This is a genomic window from Flavobacterium sp. (assembly GCF_046153165.1).
Classification (GTDB): domain Bacteria; phylum Bacteroidota; class Bacteroidia; order Flavobacteriales; family Flavobacteriaceae; genus Flavobacterium.
The window spans coordinates 1-17,118 of sequence record NZ_JBJXEN010000069.1 but is presented as its reverse complement, the minus strand read 5'-3'; the positions used below and the strand labels follow the sequence as shown (position 1 = coordinate 17,118).

The 17,118-nt window shown below is 29.1% G+C and carries 15 protein-coding genes; 12 read left to right on the top strand and 3 right to left on the bottom strand.

Going from position 1 to position 17,118, the window contains the following annotated elements; genetic code table 11:
* A partial coding sequence (locus ACKVOV_RS07835; protein WP_409206210.1) for an O-antigen translocase occupies positions 1-1,181 on the bottom strand: 1,181 nt, incomplete at its 3' end.
* 4 nt (positions 1,182-1,185) lie between these two features.
* The gene (locus ACKVOV_RS07830) at positions 1,186-2,163 is read right to left on the bottom strand and encodes a GNAT family N-acetyltransferase (RefSeq protein ID WP_409206209.1); all 978 of its coding nucleotides are present in this window, start codon (positions 2,161-2,163) and stop codon (positions 1,186-1,188) included.
* Positions 2,164-2,272: 109 nt separating this feature from the next.
* Here ACKVOV_RS07830 and ACKVOV_RS07825 point away from each other — a divergent pair, with 109 nt between their 5' ends.
* Positions 2,273-4,060, top strand: a complete 1,788-nt coding sequence (locus tag ACKVOV_RS07825; protein WP_409206208.1) for a gliding motility-associated C-terminal domain-containing protein — start codon at positions 2,273-2,275, stop codon at positions 4,058-4,060.
* A gap of 2 nt (positions 4,061-4,062) precedes the next feature.
* Here the strand turns inward: ACKVOV_RS07825 and ACKVOV_RS07820 are convergent, their stop codons facing one another.
* Entirely contained in the window at positions 4,063-4,806 is a 744-nt protein-coding gene (locus tag ACKVOV_RS07820) for an RDD family protein (RefSeq protein WP_409206207.1), read from the bottom strand.
* 20 nt (positions 4,807-4,826) lie between these two features.
* Between ACKVOV_RS07820 and ACKVOV_RS07815 the strand changes: the two genes are divergently transcribed.
* The 11 genes from ACKVOV_RS07815 to ACKVOV_RS07765 form a co-directional block, all read left to right on the top strand.
* On the top strand, positions 4,827-5,804 hold the full coding sequence (locus ACKVOV_RS07815; RefSeq protein WP_409206206.1) for a stage II sporulation protein M: 978 nt from the start codon (positions 4,827-4,829) through the stop codon (positions 5,802-5,804).
* Entirely contained in the window at positions 5,788-6,741 is a 954-nt protein-coding gene (locus tag ACKVOV_RS07810) for a hypothetical protein (RefSeq protein WP_409206205.1), read from the top strand. Before ACKVOV_RS07815 ends, ACKVOV_RS07810 begins: the two co-directional genes overlap by 17 nt.
* Positions 6,734-7,486 carry a DUF4129 domain-containing protein gene (locus tag ACKVOV_RS07805; protein WP_409206204.1) on the top strand — a complete coding sequence of 251 codons (753 nt, stop codon included), beginning with the start codon at positions 6,734-6,736 and terminating at the stop codon, positions 7,484-7,486. Before ACKVOV_RS07810 ends, ACKVOV_RS07805 begins: the two co-directional genes overlap by 8 nt.
* Positions 7,486-8,688 (top strand): DUF4350 domain-containing protein, encoded by a 1,203-nt coding sequence (locus ACKVOV_RS07800; RefSeq protein WP_409206203.1) that lies wholly within the window; start codon positions 7,486-7,488, stop codon positions 8,686-8,688. The genes ACKVOV_RS07805 and ACKVOV_RS07800 overlap by 1 nt, the downstream gene beginning before the upstream one ends.
* Entirely contained in the window at positions 8,688-9,695 is a 1,008-nt protein-coding gene (locus ACKVOV_RS07795) for an AAA family ATPase (protein ID WP_409206202.1), read from the top strand. Before ACKVOV_RS07800 ends, ACKVOV_RS07795 begins: the two co-directional genes overlap by 1 nt.
* Before the next feature lie 3 nt (positions 9,696-9,698).
* Positions 9,699-11,030 carry a DUF58 domain-containing protein gene (locus ACKVOV_RS07790; protein ID WP_409206201.1) on the top strand — a complete coding sequence of 444 codons (1,332 nt, stop codon included), beginning with the start codon at positions 9,699-9,701 and terminating at the stop codon, positions 11,028-11,030.
* Between the two features lie 48 nt (positions 11,031-11,078).
* Positions 11,079-11,867, top strand: a complete 789-nt coding sequence (locus ACKVOV_RS07785) for a TrmH family RNA methyltransferase (protein WP_409206200.1) — start codon at positions 11,079-11,081, stop codon at positions 11,865-11,867.
* Between the two features lie 213 nt (positions 11,868-12,080).
* Positions 12,081-14,300, top strand: coding sequence for a RelA/SpoT family protein (locus ACKVOV_RS07780; protein ID WP_409206199.1), 2,220 nt, complete (start codon positions 12,081-12,083; stop codon positions 14,298-14,300).
* A 101-nt stretch (positions 14,301-14,401) separates the two neighbouring features.
* On the top strand, positions 14,402-14,854 hold the full coding sequence (locus ACKVOV_RS07775) for a Fur family transcriptional regulator (RefSeq protein WP_409206198.1): 453 nt from the start codon (positions 14,402-14,404) through the stop codon (positions 14,852-14,854).
* 57 nt (positions 14,855-14,911) lie between these two features.
* Complete coding sequence (locus ACKVOV_RS07770; RefSeq protein WP_409206197.1) at positions 14,912-16,183, top strand: adenylosuccinate synthase; 1,272 nt, start codon at positions 14,912-14,914, stop codon at positions 16,181-16,183.
* Between the two features lie 89 nt (positions 16,184-16,272).
* Positions 16,273-17,118, top strand: an 846-nt coding sequence (locus ACKVOV_RS07765; protein ID WP_409206196.1) for a chloride channel protein, incomplete at its 3' end; no start/stop codon positions are given.

Below are 17,118 nucleotides of genomic sequence, written 5' to 3'. Positions count from 1 at the left end.
TAGAGAATAATTAGTGATAAAATTTCTGTTATTATAAATACTTTCACCATTTTTTTAGCAAAAAACTGTAATCCTAAAATCCAAGAAGCCACTTTTAGAAAATCGCCAACCAGTTGCCAGAAAAATAAATCAGAAATAGGTTCAAATTCTTTAGTCAAAAATGTTTTTATTGCAAAAATTCTAAAGATATAAATTATTGTTAACCCTAAAAAAAATAAAGGCAACACTTGCTTGTAAAAACTCCGAAACACTAATTTTGTTTCTTTTTTTGTTTTTGCTAATACTAATTTTGGGTAATAATAAACTGTTAGTAAGGTGTTTACAAACAGCAGGTAATAAGTTGATATTCTTGTCATTGCTTCCCAATATCCCGCTGATTCAATCCCAATAATTGCAATGACATTATTACGAATTGCTAAAAATACTATTGAACCAAAAACACCAGAAACCAAAGTCATTAACAAATAATGGGATAAGTTTTTTATTATTTTAAAATCAAATAATTTTATACTTATAACATTTAATATTGAAATCTCTTCAGAAATATAATAAACTGTAACAAAAAACAATAAAGAAGGCGTGATTATTATTGACAATAAAGCTCCTATAATTAACCATTTCCAGATAAAAAATAAAGTTACAAAAAAACCTATAATATTGCCTATAATATTAATGTATATTACTGTCGTATACCTTCCTAATCCGTTTATAATAGAAACTAAGTATAAAGAGGAAGCATACAATGGTAAAACAATTGCAAGTATTTTAAATACAAAAGTATATGGTGAATTATTTCCAAAAACGACTTGGTTCCAATAACTTGCAAAACCAAACAAGACACTACCAACAATAATTGTCACGGAAAGTAAACTAAAAAATAAAGTTGAAAATATTTTTTTAAATTCTAACTCGTTTTCATTATTCTCTGCTACATATTTTACAATCCCGTTTTGAAATCCTAAAGTAGTAACACTTTCTACAGAAGTTAAAAAATTACGCAAATTACCAACTAATGCCATTCCACTAGGTCCAATAAAAACTGCTAATACTTTTGAAGTAACAACCCCAATTCCGACTTTTATAAGTACATTAATACTATTTAAAGAAGTGATTTTAAATAATTGTGATTTAAATATATTCTTATAGATATTCAAAATAGCAAATTTTAATGTTGAATACATAATATTATATTAGTACATTTTCTAACAAATGATAACTTGAAGTTTCCACTTCATAAAAATCTTGAACAATGGTACTTGCTCCAAAGCTTTCTTTCCAAAATAACAATCCTTCATTTACCTTTTTTCCTAAATATTCATTAGATATTCCAAAATCAAGATATGCTTTTTCTTTAAATACGCTTGTTGCTAAAAAGTGATACAAATAATCTAAACTTCCTAGTTCATTCTTGCTTTCATTTGCCGAAATATATTGAGCATGAGCTACTTGATTACTTTCAAAAATAGTTGTTCCTGCCACAATTTTATCTTCATAATAAACATTAAAATGACGAATATTTTTAGGAAACTTAGTTTGCAACAAATTCATTTCTTGATATGAATGAACAGGTTTTACATGGTATTTTTTTTCTAGATTAGGAATCATAATTTCGTTCCAAAATAATTCGAAATTTGGTTCTTCTATAATTTTTAAATTATTTCTAATTCCCTTTTTTACTCCTTCTAATCTTCCTTTAGAAATTTTAAGTGGTTGTCGCATATCAACAACCGATAAAGAATCGCGCCGAATTAGTTTGGCTTCCATCAAGAACAAAACATATTTTATCTCCTCAGATGGTTTTGTAGGATAAATACTTGGGATAGCTTTTATAAAAATCTTATCTATTTTATTACTAAGTAAAAACTTCAAAACAGCAGTAAAAGCATTAATAAAAGATGTTAACTTTAGTTTATCACCATATATTAATTCTCCATAGGTTAACCCTTGATGTGAAAACACCTCGTCCCCTACTCTATTTGCAGGCAAAACTGCAATGAGTTTTTCTTTCTGAAAAACCATCAATGAAAAATCATCAAATCTATCTTTGTGATATTCCATAAAATCACGATGAAACAAAAAAGTTGCATTTTTTGCTTCACTAATAAAAGTATTCCAAATCAAATAATCCTTTGCTTCGTATTGTCTTACTGAGTAATCTTTCACCTAATTTATTTAAACTTCGGAAAATTACACATTTTTTAATAAATCTTTCTAATTTAGAAGTGCAGAATTATAAAAATAGTATCTTTAAAAAATGTTTCATTTTTTTAAAATGAGTAAAAAACTACTTTTTTCGATTGGCATTTTAATTCTTGGGATAAATACTATTTACTCTCAAAACATTTCTCTTTATAATCAGTTTAACGGACGATACGATTTTACATTTATAGGAAACACATTAAATACCGACGAAAACGGAACTGGAGCGCCTTGTACAATTACCACCGGCTCTTCCGATACTGTAAATTTAAACATTGGTGATACTGTTGAAGCAGCCTATTTATATTGGGCTGGTTCAGGAACTGGTGATTTTGATGTAAAATTGAATAGTACAAATATTACCGCGTCAAGACAATTTAGCGTAATACAAACCTCTTCTGGAAGACCATTTTTTAGTGCTTTTGCAGATGTAACAAGTTTAATACAAGCAACAGGAAACGGAAACTACACTTTTTCCGAATTAGATTTGACTGCTGTAATTCCTGATTATTGTACTAATGGAACAAATTTTGGTGGTTGGGCAATAATAATAATTTACAAAAATAATTCACTTCCACTAAATCAACTTAATGTTTATGATGGTTTACAATTTGTACCAGACGTAATAAATATAACATTAAACAGTCTAAATGTAATAGACAATCAAGATGCGAAAATAGGATTTCTGGCTTGGGAAGGAGACCGAAGTATTGCAGAAAACGAATCACTTCGTATAAATGGAAATCTAATAAGTAATCCGCCGTTAAACCCTTCAGACAATGCTTTTAATGGTACAAATAGCATTACAGGTTCAACCACTTTATACAATATGGATCTTGATGTATATAACATTCAAAATAATATAAATATTGGAGATGTAAGTGCAACGATTCAACTTACGTCAGACAGAGATTTTGTAATGATAAATTCGATAATTACAAAGTTAAATAGCCAACTTCCAGATGCTACTGTCAAGATTGATGCTATTGCTCAATCTTGTAATACAAGAACTTTAACAATCGATTATACCGTTAGCAATATAAACAGTACAAATTTTCTTCCAACTGGTACTTTTATTACTGTTTATGCAGATAATCAAGCCATAGGAACGGCTCAAACAACAGTAGACATTCCTATTGGAGAAAGTAGAAATTATCAAATTACAGTTGTTATTCCAAGTATTATTCCTACTACATTCAACTTAAAATTTGTTGTAGATGATAATAATGGAGTAGCTAGCGTGACCGAAACTAATGAAAATAATAACAATTATATTCAAAATGTTACGCTTTGGCTTTCACCAGAATTTAATACTCTTCAAAACTTAACTGTTTGTAGTGAATATGGAGAAAAAGGAGTTTTTAATTTCTCTGCTTACGAACAGCTTGTTAAAAAAAACGCATCTGACATTGTCGGCTTTTTCGAAACAAATACTGATGCCATTACTAATATAAATCAAATACTAAATACCTCAAATTATGCTGCACAAACAAGCCCAAAAACAATATTTGTAAGGGTTGCTAATGACCATTGTTTTTCGATAACACAGTTTGATCTTATAACTGAATCCTGCCCACCAATTATTTATAATCACTTTACACCAAACGGAGATGGTGCAAATGATTCCTTTTTTATTCAGAATTTAAGAAATTTTCCCAATTTCAGTTTATTAATTTATAATCGATGGGGGAAATTAGTTTGGGAAGGAGATATAAACTCACCGGATTGGGATGGTAAATCTAATAAACCTGGAATAATCTCTAAAGGAGATTTACCAGAAGGAACCTATTATTATGTATTAAATTTAAATGACCCTAAATACTCTGAACCAATTGTAGGTTGGGTATTTCTTAACAGATAAAATTACATATTCTGAGTATAATAATTGTAATCTTTTAATATTGTTCTAATAAAATCTCTATTGTTCCCTGATTGATTTTTTATACCAGTTACTAATTCAATTTTATCTTTTAGCTTATTTATCATTTCATAATCATCTTTAGCTAATGAAGCTTGAAAAGTTTCTTTTATAATTCTAGCATCGTTGTCAGAAAGCTTAATAACTAAAGAATAAGTTGGTACATATTCATTTCCTATATCTTCAATAATAGTGCTATTTATGGTAATATTATTTTTTAATGTTATAACAGCAGTTCCAGAAGACATATCACCTAAACGTTGTGATTTTTCACTAACTATCATAGTTATTAAACCTATAATTCCGCTACACAAATTTATATCGATAATTCGAAATAACCAGCGAATTAAATAATCTCCAAATGATGCTTGATAACCATCAATTTTTACCACTTTTATTTTTAAGAGTTTTTTTCCTAAAGTTTGCCCTTCAAAAATACTTTCTAGAGTAATAGAATAAAAAGCAAAAGGCAAGAAAAGCAACATCATAATAGAAACTCTTGACCAATTATCCATATTATTCATGATTTTATCAAGATTAAACAGATAGAAAAACACAAAACCTACAACTATTAAGTAAGCAATTTTTATAATTAAATCGATAAAATATGCGCCTATTCTTTCCCCAACAGATGCTGCTGTAAAATTAATTTTAACATTTTGTGTAGTATTTATGGTTAATTCAGACATATTTTTTACTTTAGCAATCCATGAGAGAAGTCGCGTTTATAAAACAAAATAAAGAAAAATGGCTTGACTTTGAGCAAGTAATTTTTGGTAAATCTAAAAAAAATCCAGATGAAATTGCTAGTTTATATATTCATTTAATTAATGACTTATCATACGCTCAGACTTATTATCCTAAAAGTAAGACAGTTGTATATTTAAATTATCTTGCTTCTCAAATTTATCAGAAGATTTATAAAACTAAAAGAGTCGAAAAAAACAGGTTTTTATCATTTTTTTCGACAGAAGTTCCTTTATTAGTCTATCAATACAGACGATATTTACTATATGCTTTTATTTTATTTTTTTGTTGTGTATCTATTGGTGTTATATCTGCAAAATATGATTCGGATTTTGTTAGATTAATTCTTGGTGATAGTTATGTAAATATGACTTTAGACAATATTAAAGAAGGAAATCCTGTAGCTGTTTATAAATCAGGTAGTAACTGGGGAAGTTTTATTGGGATAACACTTAACAATTTATATGTTGGAGTTTGTTGCTATATTTATGGAGTATTTTTAGGTATTGGAACTTTTCTTGCTTTATTTCAAAATTGTGTAATGCTTGGATCATTTCAATATTTTTTTTATCAACAAGGTGTTCTTTGGAAAAGTGTTCGCGGTATTTGGATACATGGTTCTATGGAAATATTTGGTATTGTAATAGAGTCTGCTGCTGGATTTATTTTAGGAGCTTCTATACTTTTTCCAAAAACTTTTTCTCGCCTAAATTCATTTAAAATTGGACTGAAAGACAGTTTGAAAATATTTTTAAGTACAATTCCATTTACCATTTTTGCTGGTTTTCTTGAAGGTTTTATTACAAGATATTCTATCGATATGCCTAAATGGCTTAGTGTATTGATCATAATTTCGACCTTATCCCTAATTTCATTTTATTATCTAATTTATCCATATATAATTAATAAAAAAATCAAGAATCATGTTTCAACTATTTAAAGAAAGAAATTTTAACGATTATATAAATGATACTTTTCAGTTTTTTAAAATTCTAGGAAAGCATTATTTTAAAAATTATTTCACTATTAATGGTGGCTTATTACTGTTAATAACTGTATTTATTTATTTTTTCACTAAAGTTTATTTCGACTTTATTACATCCGCAATGTCTGGAGGAATTAATGCATCTCAAAATACTTTTGGTAATTATTTTAATAACAATATTGGATTAATGATTGCCGTAGTATCTATTGCTGTAATATTAATAATGGTGATATCTATAATTCAATTTGCTTTTCCAGTAGTTTATTTAGATTTATATGATCAGCACAAAGGGACAAATTTCACTACAATTGATATTTTAAATAAATTGAAAAGTAAAATTTCTAAAATTATAATATTTGTCATCGGATCTATTTTTGTCATTTTTCCAATATTAACTATTGTTGCAGTGGTGTTGGTTTTATTGTGCTTTATAATCATAGGAATTCCTTTGTTACTTATTATGCTTCCAGCAATAATGAGTTGGATACATTTAAGTTTTTATTATTATATGAATTCAGACGAAGGTTTTTTTAAAGCTATTGGTGATGGATTTGATACTGTAAAACAACAATTTTGGCCAATCGTAGGTACAACAGTAATAATGTATATAATTATTCAAACTGTAAATACTATTTTTACTATGATTCCTTATCTTTTTGGTATGGCAAGTATGTTTTCGACCATTTCAGATGCTAATGCTACAAATGTTGATCGATTTTCGGCAATTTCAGTAATGATATCTATTGTAATGGTTGTTTCTACAATTATTAGTTTTATCCTTAATAATTTAATATTAATAAATCAAGGTATGATTTATTATAGTCATATTGAAGGAGCTGAAGGCAATACTGCGATAAATTCTATAGACCTTATAGGAACTGACAGTGAATAAATTACTTATCCTTTTTTTATTATTCTTCAGCATTTCTATAAATGCACAAGACTCTTTGACTATTGTCAATAAAGATTCTATTATATATAATCCTAAGAACAATAAAATTGATAATAGTGACATAATAATTCAAAAATTTGACTCTAAATTCAAAACAAAATACCAATCTAGCGAGTTTCAATATGAAGTAAAAGTTGCCGAAAAAGGAATTTGGGATAGATTTTTAGAATGGTTGGCTTATTTGTTCAAAAAAATATTTGGTCTTTCGGATGGAGTTTCTTCAAATGCTGTAAATATTACATTAAAAACTATTGCGATACTTATTATAGTTTATGTGATTTATATTATTGCAAAGCTGATTTTAAATAAAGAAGGCCAATGGATTTTTGGGAAATCGACCACAAAAAAAGTAGTTTCTCACGAAGATATTGAACGAAATTTAAAACACATCGATTTTGAAAAGTTAATTAAAGAAACTCTAAAAACAGGCGATAAAAGACTAGCTATTAGATATTATTATTTATGGTTACTTAAAAGAATGTCTGAACAAAATATAATCGACTGGAATCCAGAAAAAACAAATTCAGACTATTTGTATGAAATAAAATCTGAGAAATTAAAACAAGATTTTAATCATTTTTCTTATTTATATAATTACACTTGGTATGGTGAGTTTGATATTGATGATCAAACATTTATAAACGAAAAAGCATTATTAGAAAAAACATTACAATCTATTAAATAGTGAACAAAACCATCAAAATATATATTATTTTTCTTGTCCTACTCCTTGTGGGTATAATATATATCGATGCCGTTAGACCTAGACCTATAAACTGGAATCCAAGCTATGATTTAAAAGATAAAATCCCGTTTGGTCTATACGTTTTTGATAATGAATCAAAAACTTTATTAAAAAACCATACTATCAAAAAAGTTAGAAATACCGCTTATGAATATTTTGAAGCTCTTTATGACTATGACACAATAGTAAAAAATTATAAAGAAAATGGGACCATCTTATCAATTTCAGAATATTATATGATTGATGATGAATCTATAGACGAACTTTTCTATTTTGTAGGTCATGGGAATTCAGCATTTATAAGTACAAAAGATTTTCCACAAAAATTTAAAGATAGTTTACATTTTGAAACAGTTTCTGCATTTGAAATGAATGATGAAATAAAATTATCTTTAGCCAATAAAAAAATAAATAATAAAAAATATAATTTTAATATCGGTGCAAGCGCCAGTTATTTTAATAAAATTGACAACTCTAAATCCACAGTTTTAGGGTATCAAGAATCTAAAAAAGAACAAAAAATTAATTTTATAAAAATTGCTTATAAAGACGGTTATTTCTACCTTCATACACAACCCACAGCCTTTACAAATTACCACTTACTTAAAGAAAATCATTCTGAATATACTGAAAAAATAATTTCATATATTCCAAAAGGTAATGTGTTTTGGTTGGTAAAAGATCTAAATGGAAACATTATTTCCGATTCTCCAATGCGCTATTGGTTAAGCCAACCAGCCTTAAAATGGGCGTGGTATTTATTTGCATTAGGAACAATCCTGTTTATGATTTTCAATGCAAAACGAAGACAACGTATAATTCCTATTATCAAACCGCTTCCTAACACAACAGTCGATTTTACAAAAACTATTGGAAACTTATATTATCAAGAAGGAGATCATCAAAATATTATTGACAAAAAGATAATTTATTTCCTAGAAAAAATAAGACATGAATATCTAATAGATACAAGTATTTTTGATTCAAATTTCATAAAAAAATTACAATTAAAAACTGGTAAAAATATTCAAGATATTGAAAAAATTGTACGTTTGATAAATTATCACAAAAAAAGCTACAATCAAAGTATAGAAGAAGATTTAATTGAAATAAATAATGCAATTGAAAAAATTATCAACTAATGGAAAATACAGAAAATAACTTTCAACCTGAAGAAAACTTAAAGTTTGAGTCTCGATTAGATTTAAGTTCATTAAATGAAGGTGTCGAAAAAATTAAAAAAGAACTCGAAACAGTAATTGTAGGTCAACACAAGATGATCGATCAATTATTAGTAGCCATATTATCAAACGGTCACATTTTAATCGAAGGGGTTCCAGGGGTTGCAAAAACTATAACAGCAAAAATTTTAGCAAAAACGCTTTCTGTCGATTTTAGTAGAATTCAGTTTACCCCAGATTTAATGCCATCTGATATCTTGGGAACATCGGTTTATGACTTAAAAAAATCTGAATTTGAATTTAAAAAAGGACCAATTTTTTCTAATTTAATTTTAATTGATGAAATAAATCGTGCGCCTGCTAAAACACAAGCAGCACTTTTTGAAGTAATGGAAGAACGTCAAATTACAATTGATGGAAAGACATATGAATTAGAAAAACCTTTTATTGTTTTAGCTACTCAAAATCCTATAGAACAAGAAGGAACTTACCGTTTGCCTGAAGCGCAACTAGATCGATTTCTGTTCAAAATTAATATCGATTACCCAAAATTAGATGAAGAAATTCTAATTATTCAACGCGAGCATACATTACAAAACCATGGAAAATTAGATCATATAAAACAAATTCTTTCTGGAACCAAAATAAAAGAATACCAAGATATTGTAAAACAAATAATTGTCGAACCTAATCTTCTCGAATACATTGCTAAATTAGTAGTAAACACTCGTGAGAACGCCTTTTTATATTTAGGAGCTTCACCTAGAGCTTCAATTGCTATACTAAATGCTGCCAAAGGTTTTGCTGCTATTCGTGGTCGTGATTTTGTAACTCCAGAAGATATTAAGGAAGCCGCTATTCCAGTTTTACAACATAGAGTAATTGTAACTCCAGAACGTGAAATGGAAGGTATTACAAGTATTCAAATTATAAACCAAATCATCGAAACGATAGAAATTCCGAGATAAAACTTGAAACTAATTAGACAATTATATATTAATAATTTATTTTTCTATTCACTTATTGGTGTTATAGTCTTATTTTGTTTTGCGTTTATATTTCCTGCATTATATAATGCAGCTTGGTACTTATTGTTAATTTTACTTTCATTTTTTCTATTAGATTTTATAATTTTATTTTCATCAAAAAAAGGAATTGAAGCACAAAGAATTACTCCTGAAAAATTATCTAATGGTGATGAAAACTCTATAATAATAAACATTAAAAACTTTTATACATTCCCTGTTTTTGCTAAAATTATTGACGAAATTCCATTTCAATTTCAAGTAAGAAATTTTGAGATAAAAAGAAAAATAAAGAACAACTCGATTGATGATTTTCAATACTTTCTTCGACCAACAGAACGAGGAGAATATCATTTTGGCAATCTAAATGTTTATATTTCTTCACCTCTTAATATTGTGGCAAAACGTTATACATTCGGCAATAACCAAATGGTTCCTACATATCCATCTTATATTCAATTAAGAAAATATGATTTGATTGCTTTTTCAAATAATTTATTCCAATATGGAGTAAAAAAAATTAGAAGAATTGGTCATACCATGGAGTTTGAACAAATAAAAGAATACGTTCAAGGTGATGATATTAGAACATTAAACTGGAAAGCTACAGCAAAGAAAAATGCTTTGATGGTTAACCAGTTTCAAGATGAAAAAGCACAAAATATTTATATGGTTATCGACAAAGGGCGAACTATGAAAATGCCTTTTAATGGGTTAAGTTTACTAGATTATGCTATAAATGCAACTTTAGTTTTATCCAATGTGATTCTAAAAAAACAAGATAAAGCAGGGATGTTCTCTTTCTCTAAAAAAGTTGAAAATAGAGTTGTTGCTGAGAAGAGAACTTCTCAAATGCAAAAAATATTAGAAAGCTTATACAATGTTAAAACTGATTATTTTGAAAGCGATTATTCTAGATTATATGTAGACATAAAGAAAAATATTAATCATAGGAGTTTAATTATATTATATACAAACTTCGAAACACTAGATGGTTTACATCGCCAAATGCCCTATTTAAAAGGAATTGCAAAAAATCATTTACTTGTAGTTGTCTTTTTTAAAAATACCGAATTATTTCATATAACACACAAAAAATCAGAAACGATTCAAGAAATATATGATAAAGTAATTGCCGAAAAATTTATTTTTGAAAAAAAACTAATCATAAATGAACTTAAAAAGTACGGAATCCATTCTGTTTTAACACAACCAGAAAATCTAACTTTAGATACAATAAATAAATACCTTGAAATAAAAGCAAGAGGTATATTGTAAATAATAATTCCAGATTTTATAATACCTTTGAACCTTTTCTATTTCAAAATGAAACAAATAACTTCCTCACAAAATCCGTTTATAAAATCGTTGGTCCTATTACAAGAAAAATCGAAAGCCAGAAAACAATCTGGAACTTTCCTTATAGAAGGACAACGCGAAATAGAATTGGCTCTAAAAGGTGGATTTATCATAGAAACTATTCTGTTTTTACCTGATTTAATTACCGAAAAACAAATCGCAAAATTAATTAACCAATCTATTGATTTAATAGAAATTTCAAAAGAAGTATATCATAAACTAGCTTATCGCGATACTACCGAAGGAATTCTTGCTGTTGCTAAAACAAAATCTTTTCTTTTATCTGATTTAAAATTATCTAAAAACCCGTTAATTCTTGTTGCCGAAGCACCAGAAAAACCAGGAAATATTGGAGCTTTGCTTCGTACCGCTGATGCTGCAAATCTCGATGCGGTTATTATTGCCAATCCAAAATCAGATTTATATAATCCAAATATTGTTCGCTCTAGCGTAGGTTGCTTGTTCACAAGACAAATCGCAACAGGAACAACACAGGAAATCATCACTTTTTTGAAAGAAAACAGTATTAATTTTTACTGTGCTACATTACAAAATTCAACTTCTTATCATACCCAAAATTACACTTCTTCAACAGCATTAGTTGTAGGAACAGAAGCTACCGGTTTAACTCAAGAATGGAGAGACAACGCAACTCAGAATATTATTATTCCCATGCAAGGCGAAATAGATAGCATGAATGTTTCAGTTGCAGCAGCTATTTTAATTTTTGAAGCCAAACGACAAAGAGGATTTTAGAATATCCTTTTCAATTTGGGCGTTACCACAAGGGTCGGGCTATTCACTATAATCTTTTTTATCGGGAAAAAGCCTCAAAAAAGGATTTCCGTTTCTATCCCTAACGCAAAATGTTGACTAAATATAATTCAACCTCAAAAATCAATTTCAATAATAAAAAACCTTTCGTAATTCATTTTTTTATCCTAACTTTAGGAATTGAACAACAATATTATGGTAGAAATTGATATCGAAAAGGAAAATAAAGCTATTGCTCAAGAATACAAGGAGTTACTTCGTATAAGTTACCAAACACTTACTGACGAAGACAAAAAACTAATTCGAAAAGCTTTCGATGTTGCTGTAGATGCACACCAAGACCAACGTCGAAAATCTGGTGAAGCTTATATTTTTCATCCCATAGCTGTAGCTAAAATTGTAGCTGGAGAAATTGGTTTGGGAGCAACAGCCATTGCCGCTGCTTTGATGCATGACGTTGTAGAAGATACAGATATCACTGTTCAGGAAATTGAAAAAATGTTTAATCCTAAAGTAGCACAACTTGTAGAAGGATTAACAAAAATTTCTCAGGTAAAAAAGGACATGAACATTTCGATGCAAGCCGAAAACTTTCGTAAAATGTTGCTTACGCTAAATGATGATGTTCGTGTAATTATCATAAAACTCGCCGACAGATTGCATAATATGCAGACTATGGAATCGATGGTCGAATACAAGCAAGTTAAAATCGCTTCCGAAACATTATACATATATGCTCCTCTAGCTCATCGATTAGGTTTATACAATATAAAAACAAAACTCGAAGATTTAGGTTTAAAATATACAGAACCTGCTGTTTACAACGACATTGTAAGTAAAATAAAAGAAACTAAGGAAGAACAGGACCAATACATCAAAAATATTTCTGATGTGTTAAAAAAATCTCTCGACGAGGAAGGTGTCGAATACATTATAAAAGGTCGTCCTAAATCTATCTACTCTATTCGCCGAAAAATGGCAGCTCAAAACGTAACTTTCGATGAAGTTTACGACAAATTTGCCTTACGCATTGTTTACAAATCAAATCCTCACGACGAAAAATTCTTGGCTTGGAAAATATATTCTATAGTAACAGATCATTATCGTCCAAGTCCAAGTAGATTAAGAGATTGGATTTCATCACCAAAATCTACAGGCTACGAAGCTTTGCATATTACCGTTATGGGACCTTTAGGTCGCTGGGTAGAGATCCAAGTTCGTAGTGAACGTATGGATGAAATTGCCGAAAAAGGATATGCTGCACATTACAAATACAAACAAGGAGCAACCGAAGAAAGCGGACTCGATGTCTGGCTAAATTTATTAAAAGAAGCATTAGAAAATTCTGAAACAAATGCGGTCGATTTTGTTGAAGATTTTAAAATGAATTTATATGCAAAAGAAATATATGTTTTTACTCCTAAAGGAGAAATTAAATCTTTGCCTAAAGGAGCAACATCATTAGATTTTGCATTTAGTATTCATTCAGAAATAGGTATTCGTACAAGAGGTACAAGGGTAAACGGAAGATTAGTTCCGCTAAATACCGAACTAAAAAGTGGGGATCAAATAGAAATAATTACCTCTCAAAACCAGAAACCAACTATAAACTGGATAGACTATGTAACCACCTCCAGAGCAAAAAATAAAATTAGAAATGTTCTTAACGAAAACACTAAGAAAATTGCCGAAGACGGAAAAGAAATATTAAATCGAAAATTAAAACACTTAAAAATCACGTTAAACGAAGCTACTGTTAATGAGCTTGTTAATTATTTTAAATTAAAAACTAGTTTAGATTTATTTTATAGAGTTGGGATTAGTGCCATAGACAATCAGCAATTGAAGGATTTTGCTTCTCAAAAAAATAATGCCTTCATGAACTTCTTTAAAAATAAAATAAAAAGAAGTCCAAGTTATAATCCTGAATTAGTAAATAAAAATGAATTATCAAGTAATTATGACATGCTTGTTTTTGGAGCAGAACAAGACAAACTTGATTATAAATTATCTGCTTGTTGTAATCCTATTCCTGGGGATCCTGTTTTTGGATTTGTTACAATTAATGAAGGAATAAAAGTACACAAACGAGACTGTCCCAATGCCATAAGTATGCAATCTAACTATGCTTACCGAATTATGCAAGCAAAATGGATAGACTCATCACAACAAGAGTTTAAAGCAATTCTTGAAATTACTGGTATGGATAGCTTGGGATTAACCAACGAATTAACTCGTGTTGTTTCAAACAATATGCATGTAAATATTCAAAGTATTTCATTAAGTGGTGACGCAGGAATTTTTAATGGAACCTTAGCTGTTATTGTACCTAACAATACAATACTAAAAAAATTAATAGATAATATTAAGACAATAGATGGTGTAGATAAAGTAACTAGAGTTTACAATACCTAATAAACGATAATTTTAATATTAAACCCAATAATGTATTTATACTTTTCAATATTTGAACTACGATTTTCGACTTTAAGACTTTTTGATTACCTTTGCCAGATATGACACTTATAGCTACAGATAATAGTAAAAATCAGGAAATTGTAAAAAATGTTTTTACAATGTATCTTGAAAATAAAGGACATCGAAAAACACCTGAACGTTACGCCATTCTACAAGAAATATATGAAAGCGAAGAGCATTTTGATATAGAACATTTGTATATCAAAATGAAAAACAAAAACTATCGTGTGAGTCGTGCTACACTTTATAATACCATCGAATTACTTTTAGACTGCGCATTAGTTCGTAAACATCAATTCGGTCAAAATCAAGCTCATTACGAAAAATCGTATTTCGACAAACAGCATGATCACATAATCATGCTAGATTCTGGTGAAGTAATAGAGTTTTGTGATCCAAGAATTCAAACTATAAAACAAACTATGGAAGAAATTTTTGGAATAGAAATAGTAAATCATTCACTTTATTTCTACGCAAATAAAAAAGCTTAGTCTGTACTAAAAACAACAAAATTAACTACTACAATACAAACAACAAACAACAACACAATGACGGTAGATTTATTACTAGGATTACAATGGGGAGATGAAGGCAAAGGAAAAATTGTCGATGTATTGACCTCAAAATATGATATTATTGCTCGTTTTCAAGGTGGCCCAAATGCAGGACATACATTAGAATTTGATGGAATAAAACACGTTTTAAGAACTATTCCTTCTGGAATTTTTCATAAAAATAATATTAACATTATTGGAAATGGTGTTGTTATTGATCCTGTAGTTTTTAAAAGTGAAATAGACGGATTAGCAAAATTTAATCTTGATTTAAAATCAAAATTAATCATTTCTAGAAAAGCCCATCTTATTCTCCCAACACATAGATTACTTGATGCTGCATCGGAAGCGTCTAAAGGAAAAGCTAAAATTGGTTCTACACTCAAAGGAATTGGACCAACATATATGGACAAAACTGGTCGTAACGGAATTCGCGTTGGAGATATTGAACTAGCGGATTTTAAAGATAAATATCGTGCCTTGGCAAACAAGCACGAGGAAATGATAAAATTTTATGATGTTTCGATTCAATACAATTTATCTGAATTAGAAAAAGAGTTTTTCGAAGCCATCGAAGATTTAAAAAAATTAAATTTTATCGATTCCGAAGAATATTTACATCAAGCACAAAAAGCGGGAAAATCTATACTTTGTGAAGGTGCACAAGGTTCATTGTTAGATGTAGATTTTGGTACATATCCATTTGTAACTTCATCAAATACTACTGCAGCTGGTGCTTGCACTGGCTTAGGAATTGCACCAAATAAAATTAAGGAAGTTTACGGAATTTTTAAAGCTTATACTACTCGTGTAGGTAGCGGTCCTTTTCCAACAGAAGACTTTGAAGAAGCAGGAACAACAATGGCAAAAGTGGGTAACGAATTTGGTTCGGTTACTGGTCGTCAGCGTCGTTGTGGTTGGTTAGATTTAGTTGCTCTTAAATATGCGGTACAAATAAACGGAGTAACACAATTGATGATGATGAAAGGAGACGTTCTTTCTGGTTTTGAAACCTTAAAAGTATGTACATCTTACAAATACAAAGGACAAGAAATATCTCATTTACCATACAATATAGAACCTGAAAATATAGAACCTATTTATACTGAATTTAAAGGTTGGAAAGCAGATTTGACAGGAATGAGTAATTATAATGAATTACCTAAAGAACTTAAAGATTATATAGATTTTATAGAAAAAGAAGTTGAAGTCCCTATAAAAATTGTTTCTGTCGGACCAGATAGAAAGCAAACAATTACAAAATAAATTGAATGCCTTGAGAAATCAAGGCATTTTTCATTTTTATTAAACATTAAAAAATTATCTTTGCTTTTCTACATTTAGATAAATTCAAAATGCCAAATAGAATTTCAGCAAATTTTCAATTATTTATTAGAAAAATAATTCGCCGATTCGAGAGTCTCTTTGTTTTAGCAAAAGAGATTTTATCGGAAAGAAATTTTATCTATCTATCGTGTGTTGCTGTAGCAATTTCTTGCGCCTTAGCAGTTATTGTCTTAAAAAGTTTTGCTCATAATGTGTTTTTGTTTGCTAATTATTTAAATACTTATTTAAAATTACCTTACTCCAACAGTATTTTACCCGTTATAGGAATTCTGCTTACCGTTTTTGTCGTAAGACGATTTCTTAATGGAAAATTAGAAAAAGGAAGTTCTCATATCTTACATTCTGTGGCAAAAAAAGGAGGAATTGTTCCTAAAAAACAGATGTACGCTCAAATTATTACAAGCTCATTAACTGTCGGTTTAGGTGGTTCAGCCGGATTAGAAAGTCCAATTGTTATCACTGGTGCCGCTTTTGGTTCTAATTTTGCTCAGAAATACAAACTCTCTCAAAAAGATAGAATTTTGTTGTTAGCCTGTGGCGTTGCCGCTGGAATTGGAGCTGCCTTCAATGCTCCTATTGCAGGCGTTTTATTTGCCATTGAAGTGGTACTAACCGATGTAAGTATTTCGGCATTTATTCCTATTATGATATCGGCAGCAACGGGTGCTTTAGTGTCTCAAATGATATTAAGTAGTGACATCTTATTAAGCTTTAATAAAGAACAAAATTTCAATTTTCATAACACACCTTATTATATTTTACTAGGAATATTAGCTGGTTTTGTTTCAGTATATCACGCGAGAAATTTTAGAAGAGTCGAACATTTTTTTAGCAGATTCAAGAAAAGACCTTAT